The 23,102-nt window shown below is 61.2% G+C and carries 17 protein-coding genes; 2 read left to right on the top strand and 15 right to left on the bottom strand.

All coding sequences use genetic code 11. The features are described from left to right. Nucleotides 1-41: 41 nt before the first annotated feature. The 7 genes from KW840_RS08730 to KW840_RS08700 form a co-directional block, all read right to left on the bottom strand. Complete coding sequence (locus KW840_RS08730) at nucleotides 42-1,685, bottom strand: fatty acid--CoA ligase (protein ID WP_218494977.1); 1,644 nt, start codon at nucleotides 1,683-1,685, stop codon at nucleotides 42-44. Between the two features lie 24 nt (nucleotides 1,686-1,709). After that, nucleotides 1,710-3,488 (bottom strand): acyl-CoA dehydrogenase C-terminal domain-containing protein, encoded by a 1,779-nt coding sequence (locus KW840_RS08725; RefSeq protein WP_218494976.1) that lies wholly within the window; start codon nucleotides 3,486-3,488, stop codon nucleotides 1,710-1,712. Nucleotides 3,489-3,494: 6 nt separating this feature from the next. Further along, complete coding sequence (locus KW840_RS08720) at nucleotides 3,495-6,014, bottom strand: RND family transporter (protein ID WP_218494975.1); 2,520 nt, start codon at nucleotides 6,012-6,014, stop codon at nucleotides 3,495-3,497. Between the two features lie 16 nt (nucleotides 6,015-6,030). Next, complete coding sequence (locus KW840_RS08715; RefSeq protein WP_218494974.1) at nucleotides 6,031-7,122, bottom strand: YCF48-related protein; 1,092 nt, start codon at nucleotides 7,120-7,122, stop codon at nucleotides 6,031-6,033. Between the two features lie 247 nt (nucleotides 7,123-7,369). Further along, nucleotides 7,370-8,728, bottom strand: a complete 1,359-nt coding sequence (locus KW840_RS08710; protein ID WP_218494973.1) for a DUF1329 domain-containing protein — start codon at nucleotides 8,726-8,728, stop codon at nucleotides 7,370-7,372. 41 nt (nucleotides 8,729-8,769) lie between these two features. Then, a complete protein-coding gene (locus tag KW840_RS08705; RefSeq protein ID WP_102669165.1) occupies nucleotides 8,770-10,773 on the bottom strand; it encodes a DUF1302 domain-containing protein in 2,004 nt (667 codons plus the stop codon). 124 nt (nucleotides 10,774-10,897) lie between these two features. Then, the gene (locus KW840_RS08700) at nucleotides 10,898-11,464 is read right to left on the bottom strand and encodes an alpha/beta hydrolase (protein WP_057716669.1); all 567 of its coding nucleotides are present in this window, start codon (nucleotides 11,462-11,464) and stop codon (nucleotides 10,898-10,900) included. A gap of 356 nt (nucleotides 11,465-11,820) precedes the next feature. Here KW840_RS08700 and KW840_RS08695 point away from each other — a divergent pair, with 356 nt between their 5' ends. Next, nucleotides 11,821-12,837: an AraC family transcriptional regulator gene (locus KW840_RS08695; RefSeq protein ID WP_150815013.1), complete on the top strand. Its 1,017-nt coding sequence runs from the start codon at nucleotides 11,821-11,823 to the stop codon at nucleotides 12,835-12,837. 179 nt (nucleotides 12,838-13,016) lie between these two features. Here KW840_RS08695 and KW840_RS08690 read toward each other — a convergent pair whose 3' ends face one another. The 7 genes from KW840_RS08690 to KW840_RS08660 all read right to left on the bottom strand — a co-directional run bounded on the left by KW840_RS08690 (nucleotide 13,017) and on the right by KW840_RS08660 (nucleotide 19,440). Further along, entirely contained in the window at nucleotides 13,017-14,027 is a 1,011-nt protein-coding gene (locus KW840_RS08690) for a YeiH family protein (RefSeq protein WP_057716325.1), read from the bottom strand. After that, nucleotides 14,024-14,350 (bottom strand): Rieske 2Fe-2S domain-containing protein, encoded by a 327-nt coding sequence (locus KW840_RS08685; RefSeq protein ID WP_218494972.1) that lies wholly within the window; start codon nucleotides 14,348-14,350, stop codon nucleotides 14,024-14,026. The genes KW840_RS08690 and KW840_RS08685 overlap by 4 nt, the downstream gene beginning before the upstream one ends. Continuing rightward, entirely contained in the window at nucleotides 14,347-15,009 is a 663-nt protein-coding gene (locus KW840_RS08680) for a DsbA family oxidoreductase (RefSeq protein ID WP_218494971.1), read from the bottom strand. Before KW840_RS08680 ends, KW840_RS08685 begins: the two co-directional genes overlap by 4 nt. Continuing rightward, the gene (locus tag KW840_RS08675) at nucleotides 15,006-16,337 is read right to left on the bottom strand and encodes an MFS transporter (protein ID WP_090453203.1); all 1,332 of its coding nucleotides are present in this window, start codon (nucleotides 16,335-16,337) and stop codon (nucleotides 15,006-15,008) included. The genes KW840_RS08680 and KW840_RS08675 overlap by 4 nt, the downstream gene beginning before the upstream one ends. A 92-nt stretch (nucleotides 16,338-16,429) precedes the next feature. Next, nucleotides 16,430-17,482, bottom strand: coding sequence for a 3-keto-5-aminohexanoate cleavage protein (locus KW840_RS08670; protein WP_090453201.1), 1,053 nt, complete (start codon nucleotides 17,480-17,482; stop codon nucleotides 16,430-16,432). Nucleotides 17,483-17,597: 115 nt separating this feature from the next. Next, entirely contained in the window at nucleotides 17,598-18,446 is an 849-nt protein-coding gene (locus tag KW840_RS08665; RefSeq protein WP_057716330.1) for a TauD/TfdA family dioxygenase, read from the bottom strand. A 13-nt stretch (nucleotides 18,447-18,459) separates the two neighbouring features. Then, nucleotides 18,460-19,440, bottom strand: coding sequence for a quinone oxidoreductase (locus KW840_RS08660; protein WP_008050013.1), 981 nt, complete (start codon nucleotides 19,438-19,440; stop codon nucleotides 18,460-18,462). Nucleotides 19,441-19,644: 204 nt separating this feature from the next. On the opposite strand from KW840_RS08660, the gene KW840_RS08655 reads away from it, so the two are divergent. Further along, nucleotides 19,645-21,567, top strand: a complete 1,923-nt coding sequence (locus KW840_RS08655; protein ID WP_218494970.1) for an alkaline phosphatase D family protein — start codon at nucleotides 19,645-19,647, stop codon at nucleotides 21,565-21,567. Between the two features lie 209 nt (nucleotides 21,568-21,776). Here KW840_RS08655 and KW840_RS08650 read toward each other — a convergent pair whose 3' ends face one another. Next, nucleotides 21,777-22,925, bottom strand: coding sequence for a hypothetical protein (locus tag KW840_RS08650; protein ID WP_057716332.1), 1,149 nt, complete (start codon nucleotides 22,923-22,925; stop codon nucleotides 21,777-21,779). Between the last annotated feature and the right edge of the window lie 177 nt (nucleotides 22,926-23,102).

The following is a 23,102-nucleotide window of genomic DNA, read 5'->3' as shown; positions in this document are numbered from 1 at the left end:
CGCGAGCAAGCTCGCTCCTACAGTGTTCGGGTCAGTTCGTGTCAGTTCGCTTCAGTTTCCCGGATCAGCTTCTTGTTGATCTTGCCGACGCTGGTCTTGGGGATTTCGGCGACGAACTTGAACTGCTTGGGGATCGCCCATTTGTTGATGCGGCCGCCATCGACGAAGGCTTGCAAATGCACCTCCAGAATCTTGCGGTCGAGGTATTGCCCCGGCTCGCAAACGACCATGGCCATCGGGCGTTCGCCCCATTGTTCGTCGGCAATGCCCACCACGGCGACGGACATCACGCCCGGGTGTTCGCTGATCAGGCTTTCCAGTTCCAGGGAGCTGATCCACTCACCGCCCGTCTTGATCACGTCCTTGATGCGGTCCTTGATTTCCACGCCGCCCAGCTTGTCGATCGAGGCCATGTCGCCGGTGTGCAGCCAGCCGTTGTGCCACAGCTCCGCGCCTTTGTCCGGGGCTTTCAGATAGCCCTGGGTCAGCCACGGCGCGCGCACCACGATCTCGCCCAGGGACTCGCCGTCATGGGCCACATCGTTGCCCTCGGCGTCGATGATCTTCAGGTCGACCAATGGCACCGGGGTGCCGGTCTTGATGCGGATCGGCAGTTGCGCTTCGGCGGACAGCTGCAGGTCTTCATCGCGCAGGTACGTCAGGCACAGCAACGGGCAGGTCTCGGACATGCCATAGCCTGCGTGCACCACCATGCCTTTGGCATTGGCTTCGCTGGCCACGCCGAGGGTCAGCGCGCTGCCGCCCAGGAGCATTTTCCAGCCATCGAAACGGGTCGCCTTGCCTTCCTCGCAGTTGAGGATCATCTGCAGGATGGTCGGCACGCAGTGGGAGAAGGTCACCTTCTCTTCACGGTACAGCTTGACCAGGCTGTTGGGTTCGTAGCGGCCCGGGTAGACCTGCTTGATGCCCATCAGGGTCGCGACATACGGCACGCCCCAGGCATGCACATGGAACATCGGCGTGATCGGCATGTACACGTCGTCGGAGCGCAGCAGCGGCTGGCCCTGATAGACGCCCAGGGTGCCGACGGCGTTCAGGGTGTGCAGCACCAACTGGCGGTGGCTGAAGTACACGCCTTTCGGGTCGCCGGTAGTGCCGGTGGTGTAGAACAGCGTGGCGACCGAGTTCTCGTCGAAATCGGGGAAGTCGTACTGGTCCGAAGCCAGGGACAGCAGGTGCTCGTACTCGCCCAGCACCGGCAGCGAGGTCGTGGTCGCCTCGTCATCGGTGAGTTGCAGGTAGCCTTTAACGGTTTCCAGCCGACCGTGGATCTGCTCGACCAGGGGCAGGAAATCATCATGCACCAGCACCAGGTCATCCTCGGCGTGGTTCATGGTGAACAGCACCTGCTCCGGCGACAGGCGAATGTTCACCGTGTGCAGCACCGCGCCGATCATCGGCACGGCGAAGAAGCATTCCAGGTAGCGGTGGCTGTCCCAATCGAGCAGGGCCACGGTGTCACCGGCCTTGACCCCGGCCGCCGTCAGCGCATTGGCCAGGCGGCGAATACGCTTGTTGAGGGTCTGGTAGCTGTAGCGCAGCTTGTCGGCGTAGACGATTTCCCGGCCCGGCTCGTAGCGCACGCCGGACAGCAGCACTTGCTTGATCAGCAAGGGGTAGGCATAGGCGCCGTCGGCGGGCGGAATTATTTTTGTCGCCATCATGTTTAAGGTTCCTTGTTCTTTCGATCAGAACTGATCGGCTTGCAGCTCGTAGAGGCAGTCGCTGCCGGCCTTGGCCGATGCGCTCAACGAGTGGATACGCGGCAGTAACCGGGCGAAGTAGAAACGCGCGGTGGCCAGTTTGCTGGTGTAGAAATCGTCCTCGCCATCGCCGCTCATGACGGCCTTGGCCATGCGCGCCCACATGTAGGCGTAAGCGGTGTAGCCGAACACATGCAGGTACTCGACCGAGGCCGCGCCGATTTCGTTCGGGTTGTTTTGTGCCCGGTCCAGCAGCCACGCGGTCAGGTCGTCGAGAGTGTCGACGGCGGCGTTCAGCGGTTGGATGAACTCGGCAAGGTCAGCGCCAACGTTGGCGGTGAAGTTGCGGATTTCCGAAGCGAACAAGCGGTAGAGCGCCCCGCCGCTGCCAACGATCTTGCGCCCGGCCAGGTCCAGGGACTGGATGCCGTTGGTGCCTTCGTAGATCTGGGTGATGCGCACATCACGCACCAGTTGCTCCTGACCCCACTCGCGGATGTAGCCGTGGCCGCCGAAGATCTGCTGGCCATGGAGGGTGGTTTCCAGGCCCATGTCGGTGAGGAAGGCCTTGGCCACCGGGGTCAGCAGCGATACCAGATCCTGCGCGCGCTGGCGTGTCGGTGCGTCTTCGCTGTACTTGGCGATGTCCAGTTGCAGGGCCACGTAGCTGGAGAACGCACGGCCGCCTTCGTTCAAGGCTTTCATGGTCAACAGCATGCGGCGCACGTCCGGGTGCACGATGATCGGGTCGGCGGCCTTGTCCTTGAATTGCGCACCGGTTGGCGCACGGCTTTGCAGACGGTCACGGGCGTATTCGACGGCGTTCTGGTACGAGCGCTCGCCTTGGGCCAAGCCCTGGATGCCCACGCCCAGACGCTCGTAGTTCATCATGGTGAACATCGCCGCCAGGCCTTTGTTCGGTGCGTCGACGATCCAGCCGGTGGCGCCATCGAAGTTCATCACGCAGGTGGCGGACGCCTTGATGCCCATCTTGTGTTCGATGGAGCCGCAGGACAGCGCGTTGTTTTCACCCAGCGAACCGTCGGCGTTGACCAGCACTTTCGGTACCAGGAACAGCGAGATGCCTTTCGGGCCGGCCGGTGCATCGGGCAGCCGCGCCAGTACCAGATGGATAATGTTTTCCGTCAGGTCGTGCTCGCCACCGGTGATGAAAATCTTGCTGCCGCTGACCTTGTAGCTGCCATCGGCCTGGGGTTCGGCCTTGGTGCGGATCAGGCCCAGGTCGGTGCCGGAATGGGCTTCGGTCAGGCACATCGAACCGGTCCAGGTGCCGGCGTACATGTTCGGCAAGTAAGCCGCTTTCAGTTCTTCGCTGGCGTGGGCCTTGATCGACAGGCAGGCGCCGGCGGTCAGCATCGGGTACAGGCCGAACGACAGGCTGGCCGAGTTGACCATCTCTTCGACCTGGGCCGAAATAGCCTTCGGCATGCCCATGCCGCCGTACTGCGGATCACCGCCGACACCCACCCATCCGCCTTCGGCGAAGGCCTGATAGGCCTGGGCAAAACCGTCCGGGGCGGTGACCACGCCGTCGTTCCAGGTGCAGCCCTGTTCGTCGCTGGCGCGGTTCAGTGGCGCGATCACTTCGCCGCTGATCTTGCCGGCCTCTTCGAGGATGGCGGCGGCGGTCTCTTCATCGATCACGTCGGCCAGGCCGGGCAATTGTGCCCAGAGCCGGGACACCTGGAAAACCTCGTTGAGTACGAAGCGCATGTCGCGCAGGGGAGCTTTGTAATCAGACATCTTGGCTTACTCGGAAGTGGTCACGGCATGGGGCATGCCGGGACGTTCAGTGGATTCGGTGTTTTCGGTTGCCGCGACAGAACCGGGCTTGGGTGCCCGTTCGCGCAGCAGGAAGTACGACAGAGCGGGAATCAGGATCAGCGCGCCGAGCATGTTCCACAGGAACATGAAGGTCAGCAGGATGCCCATGTCGGCCTGGAACTTGATCGGCGACCAGACCCAGCACACCACACCGGCGGCGAGGGTGATGCCCACCAGCCCGACCACTCTGCCTGTGAAGGACACGGCGTTGCGATAGGCCTGGGACAGCGGCAAGCCCTGGCGCTGGAAGTGCAATTGCACGCTGAGCAGGTACAAGGCGTAGTCGACGCCGATGCCCACCCCGAGGGCGATCACCGGCAAGGTTGCGACTTTTACGCCGATACCCATGGCCACCATCAAGGCTTCGCAAAGGATCGAGGTCAGCACCAGCGGCAACAGGGCCACCAGTGTGGCGCGCCAGCTGCGGAAGGTGATCAGGCAGAACAGCGTCACCGCCGCATACACGTACAGCAGCATGGTGCGGTTGGCTTCGCGCACCACGATGTTGGTCGCGGCCTCGATCCCGGCGGTACCGGCGGCGAGCAGGAACTGGCGATCGTCGCTGCTGTTTTCCTTGGCGAACTTGTCGGCAATCGCCACCACGGCATCGAGGGTTTCAGCCTTGTGATCCTTGAGGAAGGTGATCACCGGCATCAGCGAGCAGTCGGTGTTGAACAACTCCGGCGAGTTGACCGAGGCTTGCTGGGCGGCGTAGTTGAGCACGTCCTGGTTGCGCTGGATGCTGTTGAGCTTGGGGTTGCCTTCATAAGTACCGGCAGTGATCTGCCGTACCGCGTTGACCAGGGACGCGGTCGCCTGCACGCCCGGATACTGTTGCAGCTCCCAGGCCAGGCGGTCGGCGAGCACCAGGGTCTTGTAGTTCAGGCAGCCTTCCGGCGCGGTCTTGATCATTACCGCGAACAGGTCGCTGGACAGCGCGTAGTGGCTGGTGATGTAGGCGTTGTCACGGTTGTAGCGCGAGTCGGCGCGCAGCTCCGGCGCCCCGCTTTCCAGGTCGCCGATCTTCAGGTTCAGGCTGACCATGAAACCGCCGATGCCCATCAACACTGCGACCAATACGGCACCGGTGGCCCACTTGCGCGTGGTGAAGCGGTCGAGCAGGTCCCACAGTTTGCCGAAGCCTTTGTGGTGTTCGGCGCGGTTGTCGATTTTCAGCGCACGCTCGGCGGCTTTCGCGCCCACACCGACATAGGACAGCGCCACCGGCATCAGCAACAGCGAGGTGAAGATCAGCACCGCAACGCCGATGCTGGCGGTGATCGCCAGGTCCTGGATCACCGGAATATCGATCAGCATCAACACGGCGAAGCCCACGGCATCGGCCAGCAGCGCGGTGACACCGGCGATGAACAGGCGGCGGAAGGTGTAGCGCGCAGCGATCAGTTTGTGGGTGCCGCGGGCGATGTCCTGCATGATGCCGTTCATCTTCTGCGCCGCGTGGGACACGCCGATGGCGAAGATCAGGAACGGCACCAGCACCGAGTACGGATCGATGGCGTAGCCGAGCCAGGCGACGATACCCAGTTGCCAGACCACCGCGACCAACGAGCAACCGACCACCAGCAGGGTGCTGCGCACGCAACGGGTGTAGGCGTAGATGATGATCAGCGATGTGACGACGGCCAGGCCGAAGAACATCATCACCTGGATCAGGCCGTCGATCAGGTCGCCCATGAGTTTGGCGAAGCCGATCACCCGCACCTTGTAATGCCCGGTGCCTTCGACCCCGGATTTACGCGCAGCGCTGTCACCGGCGTATTCGATCTTGTCGCGCAACTGCTCTTCGAGCATCTGCGAGAACGCGTGGTAATTGATGCGCTGTCCGCCGGCGGCGGCTTTGTCCATCAGCGGCACGATCAGCATGGTCGACTTGAAATCACTGGCTACCAGGCTACCCACCACACCGGCGCGGGAGATGTTCTGGCGCAACTGTTCGATTTGCTCAGGCTGCCCCGAATAGGTGTCGGGCATCACCGGGCCACCCTGGAAACCGTCCTCGGTGACTTCGGTCCAGCGCACGGCCGGGCTCCACAGCGACTTCATCCACGCGCGGTCGACGCCTTCGGTGAGGAACAGCTGGTCGTTGACCTGCTTGAGCACGTCCAGGTAATCGGGGTCGAAAATATCGCCCTGGGTGTTCTCGACCACCACGCGCACCGAGTTGCCCAGACCGCGCAGCGACTGGCGGTTTTCCAGGAAGTTCTGGATGTAGGGCTGGCTCTGGGGAATCATTTTTTCGAAGCTTGGGCGCAACTCCAGGCGAGTCACGGCCATGAAGCCCAGCACCACGGTGGCGAGCGCCATCAGCAGCATGAACAGCGGGCGGTAGTTGAACACCAGCCGCTCGAGGAGGTTGCCGGAGCGGTGGTCGAAATCCCGCAGTTCGCGGATCACCGGCATGGCGTCTTGTTTGATATTGCCCATGTCTGGGTTCTCGCTCTTAGGGTTCGAGGGCTGGATCGGCGGACAGCGTCCGGGCACCACGGCTGCCCGCCAGCACCAAGGCGCCATTGGCGGACTGGGTGGCGCCGGCGACCGGGGTCGGCGCCGGTTGCTGCTTCAGATGCAACTGCGCGCCCGTCCCTTGGCTGACCAGCATCTGCCCGCCCTGGGTGAACAAGCGATAATTGCCACGGGCATCGATCAGGCCTGCGGTGATGCTGACGTGCAGGCCGGTGTCCAGTGCGGTCCAGCTCTGGCCGCCGTCGGTGCTGCGCAGCACGTTGCCGCGCAGGCCATAGATCAGCACTTCGCCAGGCTTGCCGAGCACGCCGAAGAAGCTGCCTTGATAAGGCGTCGGTACCGCGTTGAAGCGTTGGGCGCTGTCGTCCCATTTGAGCAGCAGGCCTTGCTCGCCCGCGATGTACACACTGTCGCCGGTAGAGGCGATGGCGTTGAGATGGAAACCCTGGGGGTTGTCGGTGCGGTCCTGGAATGGCGTCCAGGTCAGGCCACCGTCGTCGGTGCGCAGGATCAGGTTGAATACTCCGACCACATAGCCGGTTTTGTCGTTGGCGAACCAGACGCCGAGCAGCGGTTTGTCCGCGCCCTGATCGGCTAGTCGTTGGCCTTCCATGGCCAACTGGGGCCATTGCTCATTGCCCGGTTCGGCGCTGGCCAGCGCCGTGTAATGCTTGACCAGCAAGGCGCCGATCTGACGACCGTCGAGCTGCTTTTGCCAAGTCGCGCCGGCGTCGCTGCTGTGCAGCACCACGCCGTCATTACCCACCGCCCAGCCTTGGGTGGTGGTCGGAAAATTCACCGCAGTGAGGTCGGCACTGGCCGGTACGGCGGCCTGTTGCCAGTGGTTTCCCGAATCATCGGAAAACAGAATATGGCCACGCTGGCCGACGGCAATCACACGCCCGCCGGCGCGGGTCATGCCGGACAACGGGCTGTTGATCGCCAAGGCACTGACTCTGGCGGGCAGGTCCAGTACATCGACGTAATCGGCCGCCTGGGCGATGCCCTGCGACAGGCCGAGCACAACGCCAAACGCCAGCTGCAAAATATTATTTTTATACGAACACATGCTGCGTCCTCTTCGGAAAACCGCGCCGGGACACACATCGGTGTGCCTGACGTTCAAACCTTGCGCCGTGCAGGTCATGTGGGAGCGAGCTGTGGCGAGGGGGCTTGCCCCCGTTTGAGTGCGCAGCACTCACAAGATCTTCGATACATCGGAAATTTTGGGGCTGCTTCGCAGCCCAACGGGGGCAAGCCCCCTCGCCACAGCTCGCTCCCACAGTGGATCGTGCGAGCGTCTGCTTGCGGTTGGCTTAGCGAATACCGGCGCCGGCCAGGGATTCCGAAGACCACTGGGCCTTGGAGAGCGGCTCGATGTACTTGATGCCGCCGTAAGGGCCGACTACGCCGTTGATGTTGTAGGAACCACCGACCAGGTCGTAGATCATGAACGGCGTGGAGTCCGGAACCTGCTTGTCATAGCTCTGGCTCAGGAAGGCGAAGGAACCGCGATAGAGCTGACCACGAGCGTCATATTGATCCGAGGCCAAAGCGGTCCAGCTGTCTTCGTCGAGGTAGAAGCGGCGCTTCTGGTAGATGTGACGAGCACCGGCCTTGAGGTTGCCTTCGACGACCCATACACGGTGTTTTTCCCAGCGTACGAAATCCGGTGACAGGTGATTGGCAGTGGTCAGCGATTTAGGGTCCTGGACGTAGGTCAGCTTGTAGGTGTTGTAGGGCACGATCATTTCCTGCTTGCCCACTAGCTTCCAGTCGTAGCGATCCAGCGCACCGTTGAAGACGAACACGTCATCGTAGGTGCCCGCACCGGCGGTACCCGGGTTTGGCGTGTCGTAAGCCAGGCTCGGAGCCAGTTTCACTCGACGCTGCCCCGGCAAGTACTGCCAGGCGCGACGCGGTTGCTGCAACGGGTTGGCGGCATCCTTGAGCATGATCGCCTCACCGGCGCGGCGCGCAGGGCCGGTGTATGCCAGCTTCATCTGGTAGTACACGTCGGCGCTGCTGATCGGCTGCGAGAGGTTTTCATAGATCGGGTAGGAGATGTTCGCTTGCCCGGTGGTCGCCAGGCTTGGAACGCCCGCGGAGTCAACGTTCCAGGAGTCGTACTTGGAACTGATGCTGACGCCTTGGTAGCGCAACAGGAAGTTCCACATCGCTTCGTTGCCCGACTGCGGAATCGGGAATGGAATGCCCGGCAGCACGTTGTCGATGGCCAGGCCACCTTCCAGGGACTTGGCGCCGCTGGCGTTCTTCACGCCGTTATCCAGGATCGCTTGAGGCAGCGAAACGGTGCGGTGCGTCGGGAACACGTCGACACGGAACGTCGGGAAACGCTTGGCCAGTTCTACCGTGGTCGCCGTGAGCATGCCCTTGTACTGATCGACGTTCTTGCCGTCGATCACCAGTACCGGCTTTTCACTGGCAAACGGGTCCGGGCGCATGCTGTCGCCGGCCTTGAAGCTGGCCGGCGGGGTGGTCAGGCCACCGTTGTAGGCAGGAATGGAACCATCAGCGTTCCCGGCTTTTTCAGCCCCTACCTGTGTCAGGCTGGTGCCCAGCTTGGCAGCTTCCTGAGTTGAAACAGCAGCCTGTGCCTGAGCGGCAAGGACCATGGCCAGCGAAGCGGCCAACACGGTTTTTACAAATTTCATCTTGTTATTCTCCTGCTTGCATTGAGCAAATCAGTGGTGAATCAGAATGTTGTTTTCATCGTCAGGTACACGGCGCCACGGTCCTCAGTCGTGGCACCACCTCCGGAGAAGGACGAGTAGCCACCGGCGTAACAGGCGTAGTTTTCGTTGCCGCTAAAGGCGTTCGGGGTCGAGCCGTCACCGCCCTTGGAGCCGGTGCTCACACCGCTGACGTTGCACTTGTCGGTTTCGCCAAAGGAGTCCACGTACTTCAGGTCGACAAAGTATTTGTTGTAGACAATGGCACCCACGCCCACGGCATAGTTGCCGGTGTCCTTGGCACCGCCACCGGAGACCGGCGACACACCGTCGAGACCGACGTTGACGGACATCGGCGCGTTGAGATCGACACCCGGGAAGACCTGGTACCAGGTCGGTGTGAAGTTGACCGCCAGACCCCAGTTGTCACGGGTCGGCGCGTCGATGCCGCGATAGCTGTCCTTACCCTTGTAGAGCGCTTCGTTCTTGCTATCGAGCTTGAGCAGGTTGCTGTAGTACAGCTCGGCAAGCACAGTCGCCTGATCGAACACCGGCGTTTTCGGCAGGGTCATCAGACCGTTGAGCGTCCAGTGCAGGGTGTCACCGGTGGCACTCATGCTGTCGCCACGGCTCGGGGTGTCATAGACCACACCGGTGGCGTCCGTACGTGCAGGCAGCAGGCCAAGCCCTTGCCCCAGGCCCAGCGGGCTGCGGGTACTGACGATCGCCGGGATACTGGCCAGCGGCATGTTGTGACGAACGTTCAGGTCCGAGCCCACGCTCACGCCACCCACGTCCTTGGACAAGCTCAGGCCAAGGATCTTGATGTTGTCGGCATAGGCCAGTTGATAGGTGGCGGTGTCCAGCGAATTGAGGGTGTTGATCACCGCTGGCACTTGCCCCGCCGGACGGGTGCCGTTCGGGTTGGCCGAGGTAATGCCCCTGGCGTCCAGATAGGCTTGGGGCAGGATTTCCGAGGTTTCGCGGTAGTAAACGCCGAGGGTGCCATCCAGCCAGGCCGGCGACCATTTGGCCATGACGCCCCAGTCACCGCTGTCATGCGGAGTCAGGTCCTTGCCACGACGCACATTGGTCAAGGCGTTGCACGGCGCCAGGCCACAACCTAGCGGGCTGCCCGGTACCACGGCGTTGGTGTTGCCCAACAGGAACGATTGCGCGCCGAAGCCGACCAGGTCGGAACCACCGTAATAGGTGCCCGCTTCCGGCAGACGCGCGGCATCCCAATTCAGGAAATACTGGGCACCCACGGTCAGCTCGGGATTGACGGTGAACGACATCGACAACTGGTTACGCGGAACGAACAGTTCCTTGGCCTCGGTACCCGGCGACGCGGCAAGCTTGGCCAGGTCGAGGCCGGACTGGCCATAGCTGACCGAGTGCACCGGGTTGAGAATGGTCTCGCCCCAGAACACGTTGTGCTGACCGGCCTTGGCGCTGAACATCGACTCCTCGCCCACTTCGGTGCTGTAGAACACGAAGGCATCGAGGATTTCGCCCGAAGGACCGCTGTAGTAGCGCTGGGCATAATTGCTCAGGTGCGAGCTGCCGTTGCCGACGTTGTCACGGGTGACCCCGGCCAGGCGCGGGTCATTGGCGATCAGGCCCGAGGTCGATCCATTGCCGTTGACGAACGGGTTGGAGTTGGAGCCGGTGTTGTCATAGGCCTTGTCGTACCAGCTGGCGGCGCTGACGCGAAAGCCCATGGCGTTCTTGTAGACCACGTCCATTTCGGTCAACAGATCGATACGGTTGGTGATGTTGGTCCCGGCCTTGCGGAAGTTGTAGTCGCCGTCGTTATTGTTCGGCGTTCCCAACATGCGTTTGTCGGCACTTTCGGTGCGCACGCCATAGTTGTACTTGATGGTGTTATCCACGCGGACGTTCCAGTCCGGATTCCCCGTCTCGATCTCGACCGCATGGGCCGCAGGTACCGTTGCCGCAAGAATGGCTGAGGCCAGCAAGGTGTAGCGTGGAGCGGTGAAGCCGTGACTCTTATTGTTGTGCATTGCGTTGTCTCCGCTTTTTTGTCTTTGTTTTAAGCGCAGCCGCCCTCGCGCAAACATTGATGGGTTTGCGTTTAAGGAATGAGGGCAAATGCCGGTTGGCGTACTGCCAGTCCAGCTCCTTGTACTAGCGATCGAGCTCCAGGATGAGTGCTTCAGCTTGCTGCCAGTGGCCAAATCCTGCGGCCGGATTGAGGTGGCCGACATCGCCCAGATTGAGCAATTCGGCGCCCCAGCCTTCTGCCATGCGGGTGACCGCAGGAAGGCTGGCCAAGTGATCGTTGGTGCTGCCGGCCACGATGCTGCGAAATGGCAGCGGGCCTTGTGGCAGAGGATTCCAGCCCTGGCTACGCAGGGTTTCGGAAGACGGATAGTTTGACGGCCAGACCGCATCGAGGTCCGGTGGCGCGGCCAGCAAAGCGCCCTTGATCGGACGGCTGTAGTGAGCAGCCCAGTGCGCGACCATCAGCACGCCGGCGCTGTGGGCCACCAGAATCACGGGGCCGTCGATTTGTTCGAGTTCGTGTTGAATCGCCCGCACACGGGCCATGCAATCGAGTTTGTCGGTCTCCAGCGGCGCAACACTGCGCACGTTGCTCAGCCTGGCGGCAAGCAATGTTTGCCAATGTTCGGCCACGTGCTCGCGCAGACCCGGAACGATCAGAATGGTGGCGGCAGTTTGCAGTTTGTCCACGGTCAACACCTTCGCTTTCTCGATAACTCGACTGGCTGTTTTCGCCAGGGGCTTTTTGTAGTGTCGACATTAAAGAGCGCCCACCCGAAGCGCTTTACATTGGACGTCATGCACTTTTCTTTTGATGACAAATTGTCCGACAGCAGGACAGTGCGACCACTGGTCGAAAATCCCCGCAGGTTGGCGCAAGGTCACTGTAATCAACGGATGAGCGCTGATGGCTCCATGCAGCGTAGAAGATTGGTGACCGTATGGCATGAAATCCATCAACGACATGACAACTGTTCAACTGTTGATACGCTGGATATAGTCGCCACGCTCACGCCAACCGCCATCGGCACAGGGAAGACTTTCGCATGACCAAGCTTGTTCGCGCCGCTGTCTTGACCAACTACCTGGAGGTCACCCAGTACCTGGGTTTCAACCCGCGCGACGTGCTGGCCGGTGTCGGCTTGAGCAGGGCCCAACTGCAAGCCCCTGAACACCGCATCCATATCGATGCCGCCGTCCGTTTGCTGGAAGACTCAGCCGCCGCCAGCGGCTGCCAGACCTTCGGCCTGAGCATGGCCGAATCGCGCCAGCTCTCGGACTTCGGCGTGGTCAGCCTGCTGCTCAGCCACCAGCGCACGCTGCGCGATGCCTTGCAGGTCGTAGTGGATTACCGGCACCTGATGAATGACTCGCTGGCCATCTTCATTGAGGAGGCCGGCAAGATGGTGATCATTCGCGAAGAGGTGGTCACCGAAACGCCGATGCCCAGCCGCCAGGCCACGGAGCTGGCCATCGGCGTAATGTTCCGGCTGTGCTCGGCCCTGCTGGGCTCACACTGGCATCCCTACAGCGTCAACTTCATGCACCAGCCACCGGACAACCTGCACCTGCATCGCCGCCTGTTCGGCTGCAACCTGGAGTTCGGCAGCGAGTTCAACGGCATCGTCTGCCCTGACATCAGCCTCGACATGACCAACCCCAACGCAGACCCGGCCATGGCCCGCTATGCCCAGGGCTACCTCGACTCGCTGCAGAACCACGAAGGCGCCTCGATGCTGTTCGAGGTGCGCAAGGCCATCTACCTGCTGTTGCCCATGGGGCGCGCCACCATTGAGCAGGTGGCCCAGAGCCAGGGCATGAACGTGCGCACCCTGCAACGCCGCCTCAAGGACGACGGCTGCGCCTTCAACGACGTGATCAACGACGTGCGCCGCGACCTGGTGCTGCGTTACCTGGACAACCCCAACTACTCCCTCAGCCGCATTGCCGACATGCTCGGCTACTCGATGGCGAGCTCGTTTACCCGCTGGTTCATCAGCCAGTTCGGCATGCCGCCGGCGACGTGGCGCGCGCAGAAACAGGCAGGGGCGAAACCGTCCTGACAGCAGGGCAAAAAAAACGGCGACTGCTGGTACAGTCGCCGAAAGCGCGCGATTGGAACTGCAATCCTTGTGGGAGCGAGCTCGCTCGCGATGGCGGTGTGTCAGCCACCATGAGTGTTGAATGTGAAACCGCTATCGCGAGCAAGCTCGCTCCCACAGGTTTTGTATCAACCTGACGATTAGAGCCCCCAGCGCAGCAACAACAGCACCAGCACGACCAGGAACACCGTCTCCCCCACCATCAGCAGAATCGGCTTGATCCCGACCGCTGCCAGTTCGCGCAAGCGGGTCTTCATGCCCAGGGCACTGATGGAAATCACCAGGCACCAGCGCGACAGTTCGTTGACCGATCCTTGCACCGCAGGCGCTATCCATCCGGTGCTGTTGATGCAGGCCAGGATCAGAAAGCCGACGGCGAACCACGGCAACAGCGGCGGGCGCTTGCCGGTCGGATCGGCGCCCTGCATGCGGGTGATCATCGCCGCAGTGACGATCACCGGCAGCAGCATCGCAACGCGCATCAGCTTGACCACCGTGGCCGTGTCGCCGGTCTCGGTCGACATGCTGTAGCCGGCGCCGACCACCTGGGCCACGTCGTGGATCGTGGCGCCAAGGAACACACCCGCCACCTGCGGCGACAACTGCAGCCAGTTGGCGATCATCGGATAGACAATCATCGCCAGAGTCGACAACGCCGAAACGCCAATGACGGTGAACAGGGTCGCCCGCTCTTTCTGCGGATGGTTCGGCAGCGCCGCTGCCAGCGCCAAGGCCGCCGAAGCGCCACAGATGGCCGTCGCGCCGCCGGTGAGCATGCCGAACAGGCGCTGGAAGCCCAGGGCCTTGGCGGCGATCACAGACACGCTGATGGTCACCACCACCAGGATCACCACCAGTGCAATCGGCTTCCAGCCCAGCGCGGCCATTTGCTCCAGGGTAATGCGCATGCCCAGCAGCGCCACGCCGATGCGCAGCACGGTGCGGGCGGTGAACTCGATACCGGCCTTGCAGGGGCCGTCATCGGCGAGAAAATTCAGGGCCATGCCCAACAGCAAGGCAAACAGCATGACCGGCGCACCGTAGTGCTCGGACAAGAACGACGCGGCGGCCGCGACAATCAGACTGACGATTAACCCAGGTGCCAGTTCGCGCGTGCGAGTGTGGATACGGGTAAGAGCAATGGCGCTCATGGCGCGGACTCCTCGGATGCGATGACGATAAACGCCTGGCCGTCGATGGTCTCGACCGGGTAGTTGGTGACTTTGACCTGCCTGGAGTTGAGCAGGTAGCCGCTGTGCAAATCGAAGCGCAAACCATGGGCGAGGCATTGAATCACCCGGCCTTCAAGACGCCCCCCGCATAGGGAAGAGCCCTGGTGCGGGCAGCTGTCGTCAATGGCAAACAACTGCCCGTCGACGTTGAACAGCGCCAGGCTTTTGTCTTCGAACTCGAACAGCGCCCGGCCACCGGCCTGCGGGTATTTGCCGGCTGGCACGGGAATGCGCCGGGTCATGCTGGCTGCCGCTCGCGATCACTTTCCTTGAGGGCTTCGGTCATGGCCGCGAGCAGCGCCTGAGCAGGTTGTGCGCCGATCACCGTCATGCGGTTGTCGAACTTGAAGCTCGGCACGCCACTGGTCGCCTCGGGGGATCCTTCAAACGGCGTGGCATCGCCCTTCAGGCAATCGAGCACCCCGTCCGGAGCGACGCCGCAGGAGCGGGCAATGGCAAGCAAGGTCTCACGGCAACCGAGGTTTTCACGCCTCAGGAAATAAGCGGCGAACAGTCGTTCGAGCAACATTTCACGCTGACTGGCATTGCCCAGTGCGCTGGCACGCTCGAACAAGCGATGGGCGTCCGCGGTGTTGGGCATCGTCTCGATACGGCTGAGGTCGATGGCCAGTCCAACTGCCCCGGCAGCCCGCTGTACCTGATTCTGACGCATGGTCATTGCGTCGGCATTGCCCAGGCGCTTGCGGTAGAACTCGGCGAAAGGTTCACCTTCTACCGGTATCTGGGGCAGCAACTGCACGCCATGCCACACCGTGGTGATCTGCACATCCGGGTGACGACTGCGAAACTGCACCTGCGCATGCTCCAGTTGGCGTTTGCCGATCAGGCACCAAGGGCAGATAAAATCGAAAAACACATCAATACGTAAACGACGACTCACAACTTCACCTCTATCCCGGCTGCACTGACGGGCTCAGGCACGCTCTGACCCTCAAGCCGGGCGATATCTTTTTGGTAATGACACTTGGCATAGAAGAACACCGCTGCCGCCGCGAGGCTGACCAGTGGCACTAATTGGAAAGCGGCATGCAGGCCGATGAGGTCGGACACACGGCCAGTCAGGAACGGCCCGGGTGCCAGCCCCAGCAGATTATTGGCCAGGGTCAGCGTGGCGAACGCCGTACCGTGGACGGAGTAATGGGTCAGGTTGGCAACCATCGCACCGGCGGGGCCGGTGGTGCCGGTGGCAATCGCCATGCCCAGACAGATCAGCGCCAATTGCACAGGCCCTGCCGACAATGCGAACGCTGCCGACAGCAACAGGCAACTGCCCAGGCAAAAACCAATGGCCAGGCTGACCTTGCGCTCCGGCGAGTTCCGACACAGGCGATCGCTGAGCATGCCGCACAGGATCATCCCCGCACCGCTGCACAACACGATGATTGCCGCCATGCCACCGGCCTTGTCGGTAGGCATGTCGTAGTAGCGGTTGAGGTAGCTGGGAATCCACACCATCACCGTACCGCCGACGAACAACTGCAAGCCGCTGGCGATGTAGGTCGACACCACCGAACGGCTGGACCACAGCGTGCGCAGCGGACGCTTGACCGCGGCAGCCGTCTTGTTCGCAATCTGCGCGGCACGTCGTGGCGCTATGCGCGCTTCCTTGACGATGAGCGGATAGAGCATCGCCAGCACCAGGCCAAACAGCGACATGCCGGCGAACGACCAGCGCCAGCCCAGCTTGGCGGCAATCGCACCGCCCAAAGCCATGCCCAACACCGAACCGAACATGCCGCCAGCCATGAAGGCACTGGCCAGGGTGGCCCGCATGTGTTTGGGGAACACCGAAATCACCACCGCGATGCCCACGCTGCCGTAGGCGGCTTCGCCGACGCCGACCATGAACCGCGCAATGAACATCTGCTGGTAGTCCTGAGCCAGTGCGCAACCCAGGGTCGCCACGCTCCACAGGAAAGCCATCAGCGCCAGGCTCTTGACCCGACCGAAGCGGTCGGCCATCAACGACAGGGGAAATGTCAGCAGGCCGACCATCAGGGCAACGATGCCGCTAAGCAGACCCAGTTGTCCGTCGCTCAACGCCCACTCAGTCTTGAGCAGAGGGAATACCGCGTTCAGTACCTGACGCGACATGTAATCGGAAATCAACAGACCGAACGTCAGGGCAAAGACGATCCAGGCATATTGGCGCGCAACGCCGACTCCGCAGGAGTCGTCATCGTCAGCGGCTATTGGGTGAAAGGCCATGCAGCCTCCTCAAGAGCTTTGTTTTATTTTTCTTATCAAGCGTGTAACGGTCAGGCGGACGAGAGGTCACGGCCTCTCGCCCCGACCCTAGGTCAACCGCGTTGCGGTACACCTTTCTGCCCAACCTTGCGGTTGGGGGCCATGCCGTTGGCCAACAGGGTTTCTTCGATGGTTTCGTACTGCACGCCGATGCGGTAGATCTCGCGGGCTTCTTTGCCGGTGGCGATTTCACGGCCCAGTTCATGGGCAATGCGCACGGTTTGCTGGATCTGTGCAACCGAGCCGAAACGATCGCCCTTGTGATCAATGATAGTGTCTTCATTGCCCACGCGCGGGTGCATGCCCATGGCCATCGACATGGTGTTGAACGGCATGACGTTCTTGAGCAGCGATTCGGAGGTCAGGGTGCAACCGTCCGGCGCGCGGTGGATGAAGTTGAAGAAGTTGAACGGGTTCGGGCCGTCGAAACCGCCGCCGATGCCGATCCAGGTCAGGTTCAGCGGGCCCTTGTAGATGCCCCTGCGCACCAGGCGCTCGAGGGTTTCCATGGCGTGCATGCCGGTCAACTGGAAGTGTGGCTGGATGCCGTTGTCCATCAGGCGCTTGAGGTGCTCGGCCACCCAGGCCGGCCCTGCCGGTACGGTCATTTCGCTGTAGGCGGCGTGGATCAACGGGTTGTCCAGGGAAGTGCCCTTCAGGTACTCCGGATACAACAGCTCCATGATGTTCATTTGCGTGGTGTTGATCGCGACCGTGACCTGATCCGGTTTCGGCGTCAGCTCGGCCAGCATGTGGCGAGTGTCGTCGGACAGCCACTTGGCCGCTTCGCCATCGCTTTCCGGAGCGAAGGAAATCGAGCCGCCGACCTGGATGATCATGTCTGGCACGGCTTCACGCACACCGGCGATCAGCTCGTTGAACTTCGACAGACGCTTGGAGCCCTTGCCGTCCAGTTCGCGCACATGCAGGTGCAGCACGGTGGCGCCGGCTTCATAGCATTCGACCGCTTTCTGGACTTGCTCATCCATGGTCAACGGGATGTCTTCCGGGAAGTCTTCCGGCATCCACTCCGGGCCGTACGGGGCCACGGTAATGACTACCTTTTCCATGTTTTCGGGGTGCAGGGAATCGTCGAAGAATTGCATGGTTAACTCCAGTTCTTATGCCAGTTCTTATGATTGTCTCGCCCACCCGGGGTCGTGCCGGGCAGACGTGTTTACGAGTGCGAATGCTGCGAGTGCGGATGCAGGTGGCGTTCGATCAGAACGTCTTGTCGCCGATAATCCCGGCACGCTCCATCTTGCGATGGCACGGCGGGTAATCCATGACGGCGTAATGCTGGGTACTGCGGTTGTCCCAGATGGCGATGCTGTTGGGCTTCCAGCGCCAGCGCACCTGATACTCAGGGATGTACGCCTGGCTGATCAGGTAACGCAGCAACTCGCCGGCGCCGGGGTTGGCGTCCTGGCCGAAGCGCACCCGCTCAGGGGTGTGGTAGTTGCTGAAGTGGGTGGTGAAAGCGTTGACGAACAGCACCTTCTCGCCGGTTTCCGGATGGGTGCGCACCACCGGGTGTTCGGCGTCCGGGTACATCGCCTTGAGCGCCAGGCGTTTTTCAATCGGCATGGCGGCACCGAAGCTCGCTTCGATGCTGTGGCGGGCACGCAGGTCGGCGATCTTGACCTTTACGTCTTCCGGCAAGTTCGCATAGGCCTGGACCATGTTGGCCCACATGGTGTCGCCGCCCACTGGCGGGCATTCCACGCAACGCAGCACGCAGCCCATCGGCGGTGCTTCGCGCCAGGTGGCGTCGGTGTGCCAGGCGTTTTCATAGCGGTCCATCGGCTGGTCAGGATTCTTGTAGATCTGCACCAGCCCCGGATGCTCCGGATCACTGCCGGCCACCGGATGATCCTCCAGCTCGCCGAAGCGCCGGGCGAAGGCCACGTGCTCGGCGCGGGTGATGTCCTGATCACGCAGGAACACCACGCGGTGCTTGAGCAACTGGGCACGAATCTCGGCAAACAGACCATCGTCATGCACCGCGTCGGCCAGGTTGACGCCGATCAGCTCGGCGCCAATGCTGCAGGTCAATTGTTCGACTTTCATGGCTGGCCGCTCCTTAAACGACGAAAATCGATGAGCCGGTAGTCTTGCGCGATTCAAGGTCGCGATGAGCCTGCACGGCGTCCTGCAGGGCGTAGTGCTGGTTGATCTCGATCTTGATCCGGCCGCTGCCGACATGGTCGAACAACTCGCCGGCCAGGGCGGCTTTTTCCGCAGGGTCGCTGATGTAGTTGGCCAGGGCAGGACGGGTCAGGTACAGCGAACCTTTCATCGCCAGCATCACCGGGTCGAACGCCGGGATCGGGCCGGATGCGGTACCCACGCAGACCATCAGGCCACGGGGTTTCAACGAGTCCAGCGACCCCATGAAGGTGTTCTTTCCAACGCTGTCGAACACCACGTTGACGCCCACACCGTCGGTCAGTTCGCGAACGCGAGCGGCGACGTCTTCATGGCTGTAATTGATCGTATGGTCGCAACCGTGAGCCCGGGCGATTTCCGCCTTTTGCTCGGTCGAAACCGTGCCGATCACGTTCAGGCCCAGCAACTTGGCCCACTGCGAAACGATCAGACCGACACCGCCAGCGGCGGCATGCAACAAGATGCTGTCGCCCGGTTTGAAGTCGTAGATGCGGCGCATCAGGTACGAGGACGTCAGGCCACGCATGGTCATCGCGGCAGCGGTCTCGAAGCTGATGGTTTCCGGCAGCTTGATGAGCGGCGCGGCCGGGATCAGGCGCTCGGTGCTGTAGGCGCCGAGGGTGTTGAGGAAACCGGTGTAGGTCACGCGATCACCGACCTCGACGTTGGTGACCCCTTCACCAACGGCCTGGACTACGCCAGAGGCCTCGACGCCCATGCCGTTGGGCATCGGAATCGGGTAGGTACCGTTACGGAAATAGGTGTCGGCATAGTTCAGGCCAACCGCCACATGACGAAGGCGAACCTGACCGGGACCGGGCTCGCCGACTTCGACGTCCTCATAACGTAGAACTTCGGGACCACCGGTTTCGTAGAAGCGTACGGCTTTGGCCATTTTTCTTATTCTCCAATCTGCATATGGGCGTGTTGCATCGAATTGCGCTGATTGGACTGTAGGACGAGGCCCTTTGAGACGCTTCTCATCAGACGACAATGGCTTTTCATTTGGTGACAGGCAGAAACGGGATCGTTCTAGCCGGTCCCGTCGTCACCTGCGCTATCATCGCCCGCCTCGATTCCCCAAGAGCCTTGACCCCGGATGTCCGAAGCACTGCCACTGTCCAACGATCACCTCGCCCTGCCGCCGGTCCTGGCCGGCCCGCTGTTGCGTCGTCTTGAGCCCATGCGGCTGGTGCTGTGGCTGGTGGGTTCCCGGGCGCTGGCGCTGACCTTGCGCTTGCAGGGCGTCGGCGATATCCGACTCGATGCCGGGCAATGCACCGTGATTGCGGTGGGGGCTCATGCCTTTGTGCACTTGATCGATGTGCAACTCGATTGCGCCCTGCCCCGGGATGAATCGATCGACTATGACCTGCTGATCGATGGCACAGAAAAAGGCATCGCCGACTGGGCACCGCACCTGCTGTATGGCGATGCCCATTGCCCGAACTTCGTCCTGCGCGCACGGGTCGATCAGTTGCTGCACGGTTCTTGCCGCAAACCTCATCACCCGGCGACAGACGGCTTGCTGTGTGTCGACCGGTTGCTGGCCCAGGAACACGTGGCAAAGGACCGCCCGGCACTGCTGATGATGACTGGCGATCAGGTCTACGCCGACGATGTCGCGGGGCCGATGTTGCGGGCGATTCACGCCTTGATCGAGCGCCTGGGCCTGTTCGGGGAGCACCTCGAAGGCGCGGTGGTCAGCGACAGCGCCAGGCTCTACGAGCATCCGGCCAGTTACTACCACCGTGCGGATCTGCTGCCGGCACTGCAAAGCAATGAAACCCTGCGCGAGCGATTTTTCGGTGGCGCGCGCAAGCCGATTTTCACCAGCAGCAGCGCCGACAATCACCTGGTGACCTTCGCCGAAGTCATGGCCATGTACTTGTTGGTCTGGTCGCCAGTGCCCTGGACCCTGATCGCGCCCCAGGCACCGACGCTGACGCCGCAAAGGCTCAAGCGCTACGCTCTTGAGCAGACGCGCATCGATGCCTTCAAGGCAGGCCTTGGCAACGTCGCGCGGGCACTGGCGCATCTGCCGACGCTGATGATTTTCGACGACCACGACATCACCGATGACTGGAACCTTTCCGCGCAATGGGAAGAAACGGCCTACGGCCATCCGTTCTCCCGGCGCATCATCGGCAACGCGCTGCTGGCGTATATGTTGTGCCAGGGCTGGGGCAACAACCCGGATGCGTTCACTACCCTGCTGGAAAAGTCCGGAGCCTTGAGCGACAGTGCACGCGACCTTCACCTCGACAGCACGGTTCAGGATGACTTGATCAGTGATCTGCTGAAGTTTCAGCACTGGCATTACGTGCTGCCGACCACCCCGGCCATGGTGGTGATCGACACCCGCACCCGGCGCTGGCGCAGCGAGATGAACCTCAAGCAGCCTTCCGGTTTGCTCGACTGGGAAGCCCTGAGCGAACTGCAACAGGAACTGCTGGACCACCCGAGTGCGATCATCGTTTCGCCGGCGCCGATCTTCGGCGTCAAACTGATTGAAACCGTGCAGCGGGTATTCAGCTGGTGCGGTTATCCACTGCTGGTGGACGCGGAAAACTGGATGGCCCATCGCGGCGCGGCACAGGTGATCCTGAACATTTTCCGCCACTCGCGCACCCCGGGTAACTACGTGGTGTTGTCGGGCGATGTGCACTATTCCTTCGTCTACGAAGTGCTGATCCGCCACCGCAAGGCCGGACCGCGCATCTGGCAGATCACCAGCAGCGGCATCAAGAATGAATTCCCGCCCAGCCTGCTCGAGTGGTTCGACCGCCTCAACCGCTGGCTGTACTCGCCACGCTCACCGTTGAACTGGCTGACCAAACGTCGACGCATGCGCATCGTGCCCCACGTGCCCGAACACGCCGAAGCGGGTGAGCGGCTATGGAACTCGGCGGGGATCGGCCAGGTGTATTTCAATGACCTGGGACAGCCGCAGACCATCTATCAGCACAATTCGAACGGCTCACCGAAGACCCGGATGATTGCGCCGGCAAGCGATGATTGAGGCAGAGAAGACACCACAAAAAACTGTGGAAGCGACGGTGCCGCGATCTGACCTGCTCCGGGCGGCGTACCGACGAATGCTGTCTGTCAGACTCTACAATTGTGACTGTCATACCGCCTTCGCAAGCAGGCTCGCACACACTGGATTTCTGGCGTATACACTTCTTGTGCTATTTCCAGATCCTGTGGGCCTGCTCGCGAAGAGGCCAGTTAAATATTGGGGGAATCCATTCTGTAACCCGCCCCCGGCGTACCTTCATGGAGTGCCACCTGAATTTTCGAATACAAGGCATTCGCCTCAGCAGTGGTGATTGATCGCGAACAATCACGCAGTACAACACGTAGTAGCACATTCTCCTGCCCCGGCAGCAATCCGAGGCGATCAATGGCCTGCAGAGGCAGTTCTGTGAACGCCCAGCGCCCTTTGATCTGCATTTCCTCGATCCAATCTGAACAATCGCCAGCTGCCTGCAACATCCTTTCAGTCAACACCTCCTCGCTCAGCCCCGGCGTTACCGCCAACGAAATATCTCGAGTAATCGAAGGCAACCGAGAGACGGCGCTCCACAGATTCAGATCATGCATCTGTGCCTGTACTCGTTCGTTCTGATCACGTAGCAAACGAATATCCGGGATGCCTTTGCGCAGCATGGTCAAGCGATCCAATCCCATTCCCAGCGCCAGTCCTCCATGACGCAAAGGATCGATCTTCAGTCGCTCCAATAATGATTTGGCAATTCGACCGCACTCCAGAACCTCTACCGGGACGCCGTCATTCAACAGGTTTACTTCGATCCCGCCCTCAGTGTAGTGATGCGGACTATCACTGTAGATCCAAGGCATATCTGGCACGGCAGATTTGAGGATATCGCCGACCAAGCAAAGTAAATGCTCATGCGTTGACAAATCAGGATCACCGAGCACCCAGATATCCATCTGATGGGGTTCCGCACAATGCCAACGATCCCGGCTGTCGCGACGAAAAGTGATACCAGGCGCGGCCAATAATATTGACTGCCCCGGTTGCCGTAGCTGGGCAGCTCGCTGAAGCGCTGCTGGAATTTGACTGGTGGTTTGCGTTCGCAGCAACGAACACTCATCGACCCAGCGGGTGTGTGCACTTCCGAGGGTGATTTCTGCTGGGTCATAACCGAGCAATCCGTAGTTTTCTTCAGCTGAGACAATTCTCGGCCCCGTCTGCACTTGCGCTTGTGGCCAGCCTTTATCCGTTAATCCTTGAAGGACCTCCTTGAGTAATAATCGAATGGCGTGATCGGGTGCAGCGGGTTCTGTTAGATCAGCCAGTAACAAGGCTTGGTGTACGGACGTATCCGTCAGATATTTCTTTGATTCCTGCACTAAACAACCCCCTTATTAACAATTGAATGTAGCCCCCCGTAAAAAGAGCCCCGTAGACCAACCTAACGATTTCAGATCGTCCATCACAACCAAACTCGGTGAAAAACTAAATTTTCAGAAGAGGACTACAGCCGCTACTTACACAAACAACCAAGAGTCTCTTACAAGACACCTCAC

The sequence above is a fragment of the Pseudomonas sp. PDM30 genome, from assembly GCF_019218985.1.
GTDB classification, from domain to species: Bacteria; Pseudomonadota; Gammaproteobacteria; order Pseudomonadales; family Pseudomonadaceae; genus Aquipseudomonas; species Aquipseudomonas jessenii.
The sequence above is the reverse complement of the archived record's forward strand: the minus strand, read 5'-3'. Positions and strand labels throughout refer to the sequence as shown.

Bases quoted from the DNA above. Each gene is read 5' to 3' on its own strand.
- KW840_RS08665 (WP_057716330.1), bottom strand. From the start codon at position 18,446: ATGAAAGTCGAACAATTGACCTGCAGCATTGGCGCCGAGCTGATCGGC.
- KW840_RS08715 (WP_218494974.1), bottom strand. From the start codon at position 7,122: ATGTGTTCGTATAAAAATAATATTTTGCAGCTGGCGTTTGGCGTTGTG.
- KW840_RS08690 (WP_057716325.1), bottom strand. From the start codon at position 14,027: ATGAGCGCCATTGCTCTTACCCGTATCCACACTCGCACGCGCGAACTG.
- KW840_RS08655 (WP_218494970.1), top strand. From the start codon at position 19,645: ATGTCCGAAGCACTGCCACTGTCCAACGATCACCTCGCCCTGCCGCCG.
- KW840_RS08670 (WP_090453201.1), bottom strand. From the start codon at position 17,482: ATGCAATTCTTCGACGATTCCCTGCACCCCGAAAACATGGAAAAGGTA.
- KW840_RS08660 (WP_008050013.1), bottom strand. From the start codon at position 19,440: ATGGCCAAAGCCGTACGCTTCTACGAAACCGGTGGTCCCGAAGTTCTA.
- KW840_RS08710 (WP_218494973.1), bottom strand. From the start codon at position 8,728: ATGAAATTTGTAAAAACCGTGTTGGCCGCTTCGCTGGCCATGGTCCTT.
- KW840_RS08730 (WP_218494977.1), bottom strand. From the start codon at position 1,685: ATGATGGCGACAAAAATAATTCCGCCCGCCGACGGCGCCTATGCCTAC.
- KW840_RS08725 (WP_218494976.1), bottom strand. From the start codon at position 3,488: ATGTCTGATTACAAAGCTCCCCTGCGCGACATGCGCTTCGTACTCAAC.
- KW840_RS08695 (WP_150815013.1), top strand. From the start codon at position 11,821: ATGACCAAGCTTGTTCGCGCCGCTGTCTTGACCAACTACCTGGAGGTC.
- KW840_RS08685 (WP_218494972.1), bottom strand. From the start codon at position 14,350: ATGACCCGGCGCATTCCCGTGCCAGCCGGCAAATACCCGCAGGCCGGT.
- KW840_RS08675 (WP_090453203.1), bottom strand. From the start codon at position 16,337: ATGGCCTTTCACCCAATAGCCGCTGACGATGACGACTCCTGCGGAGTC.
- KW840_RS08720 (WP_218494975.1), bottom strand. From the start codon at position 6,014: ATGGGCAATATCAAACAAGACGCCATGCCGGTGATCCGCGAACTGCGG.
- KW840_RS08705 (WP_102669165.1), bottom strand. From the start codon at position 10,773: ATGCACAACAATAAGAGTCACGGCTTCACCGCTCCACGCTACACCTTG.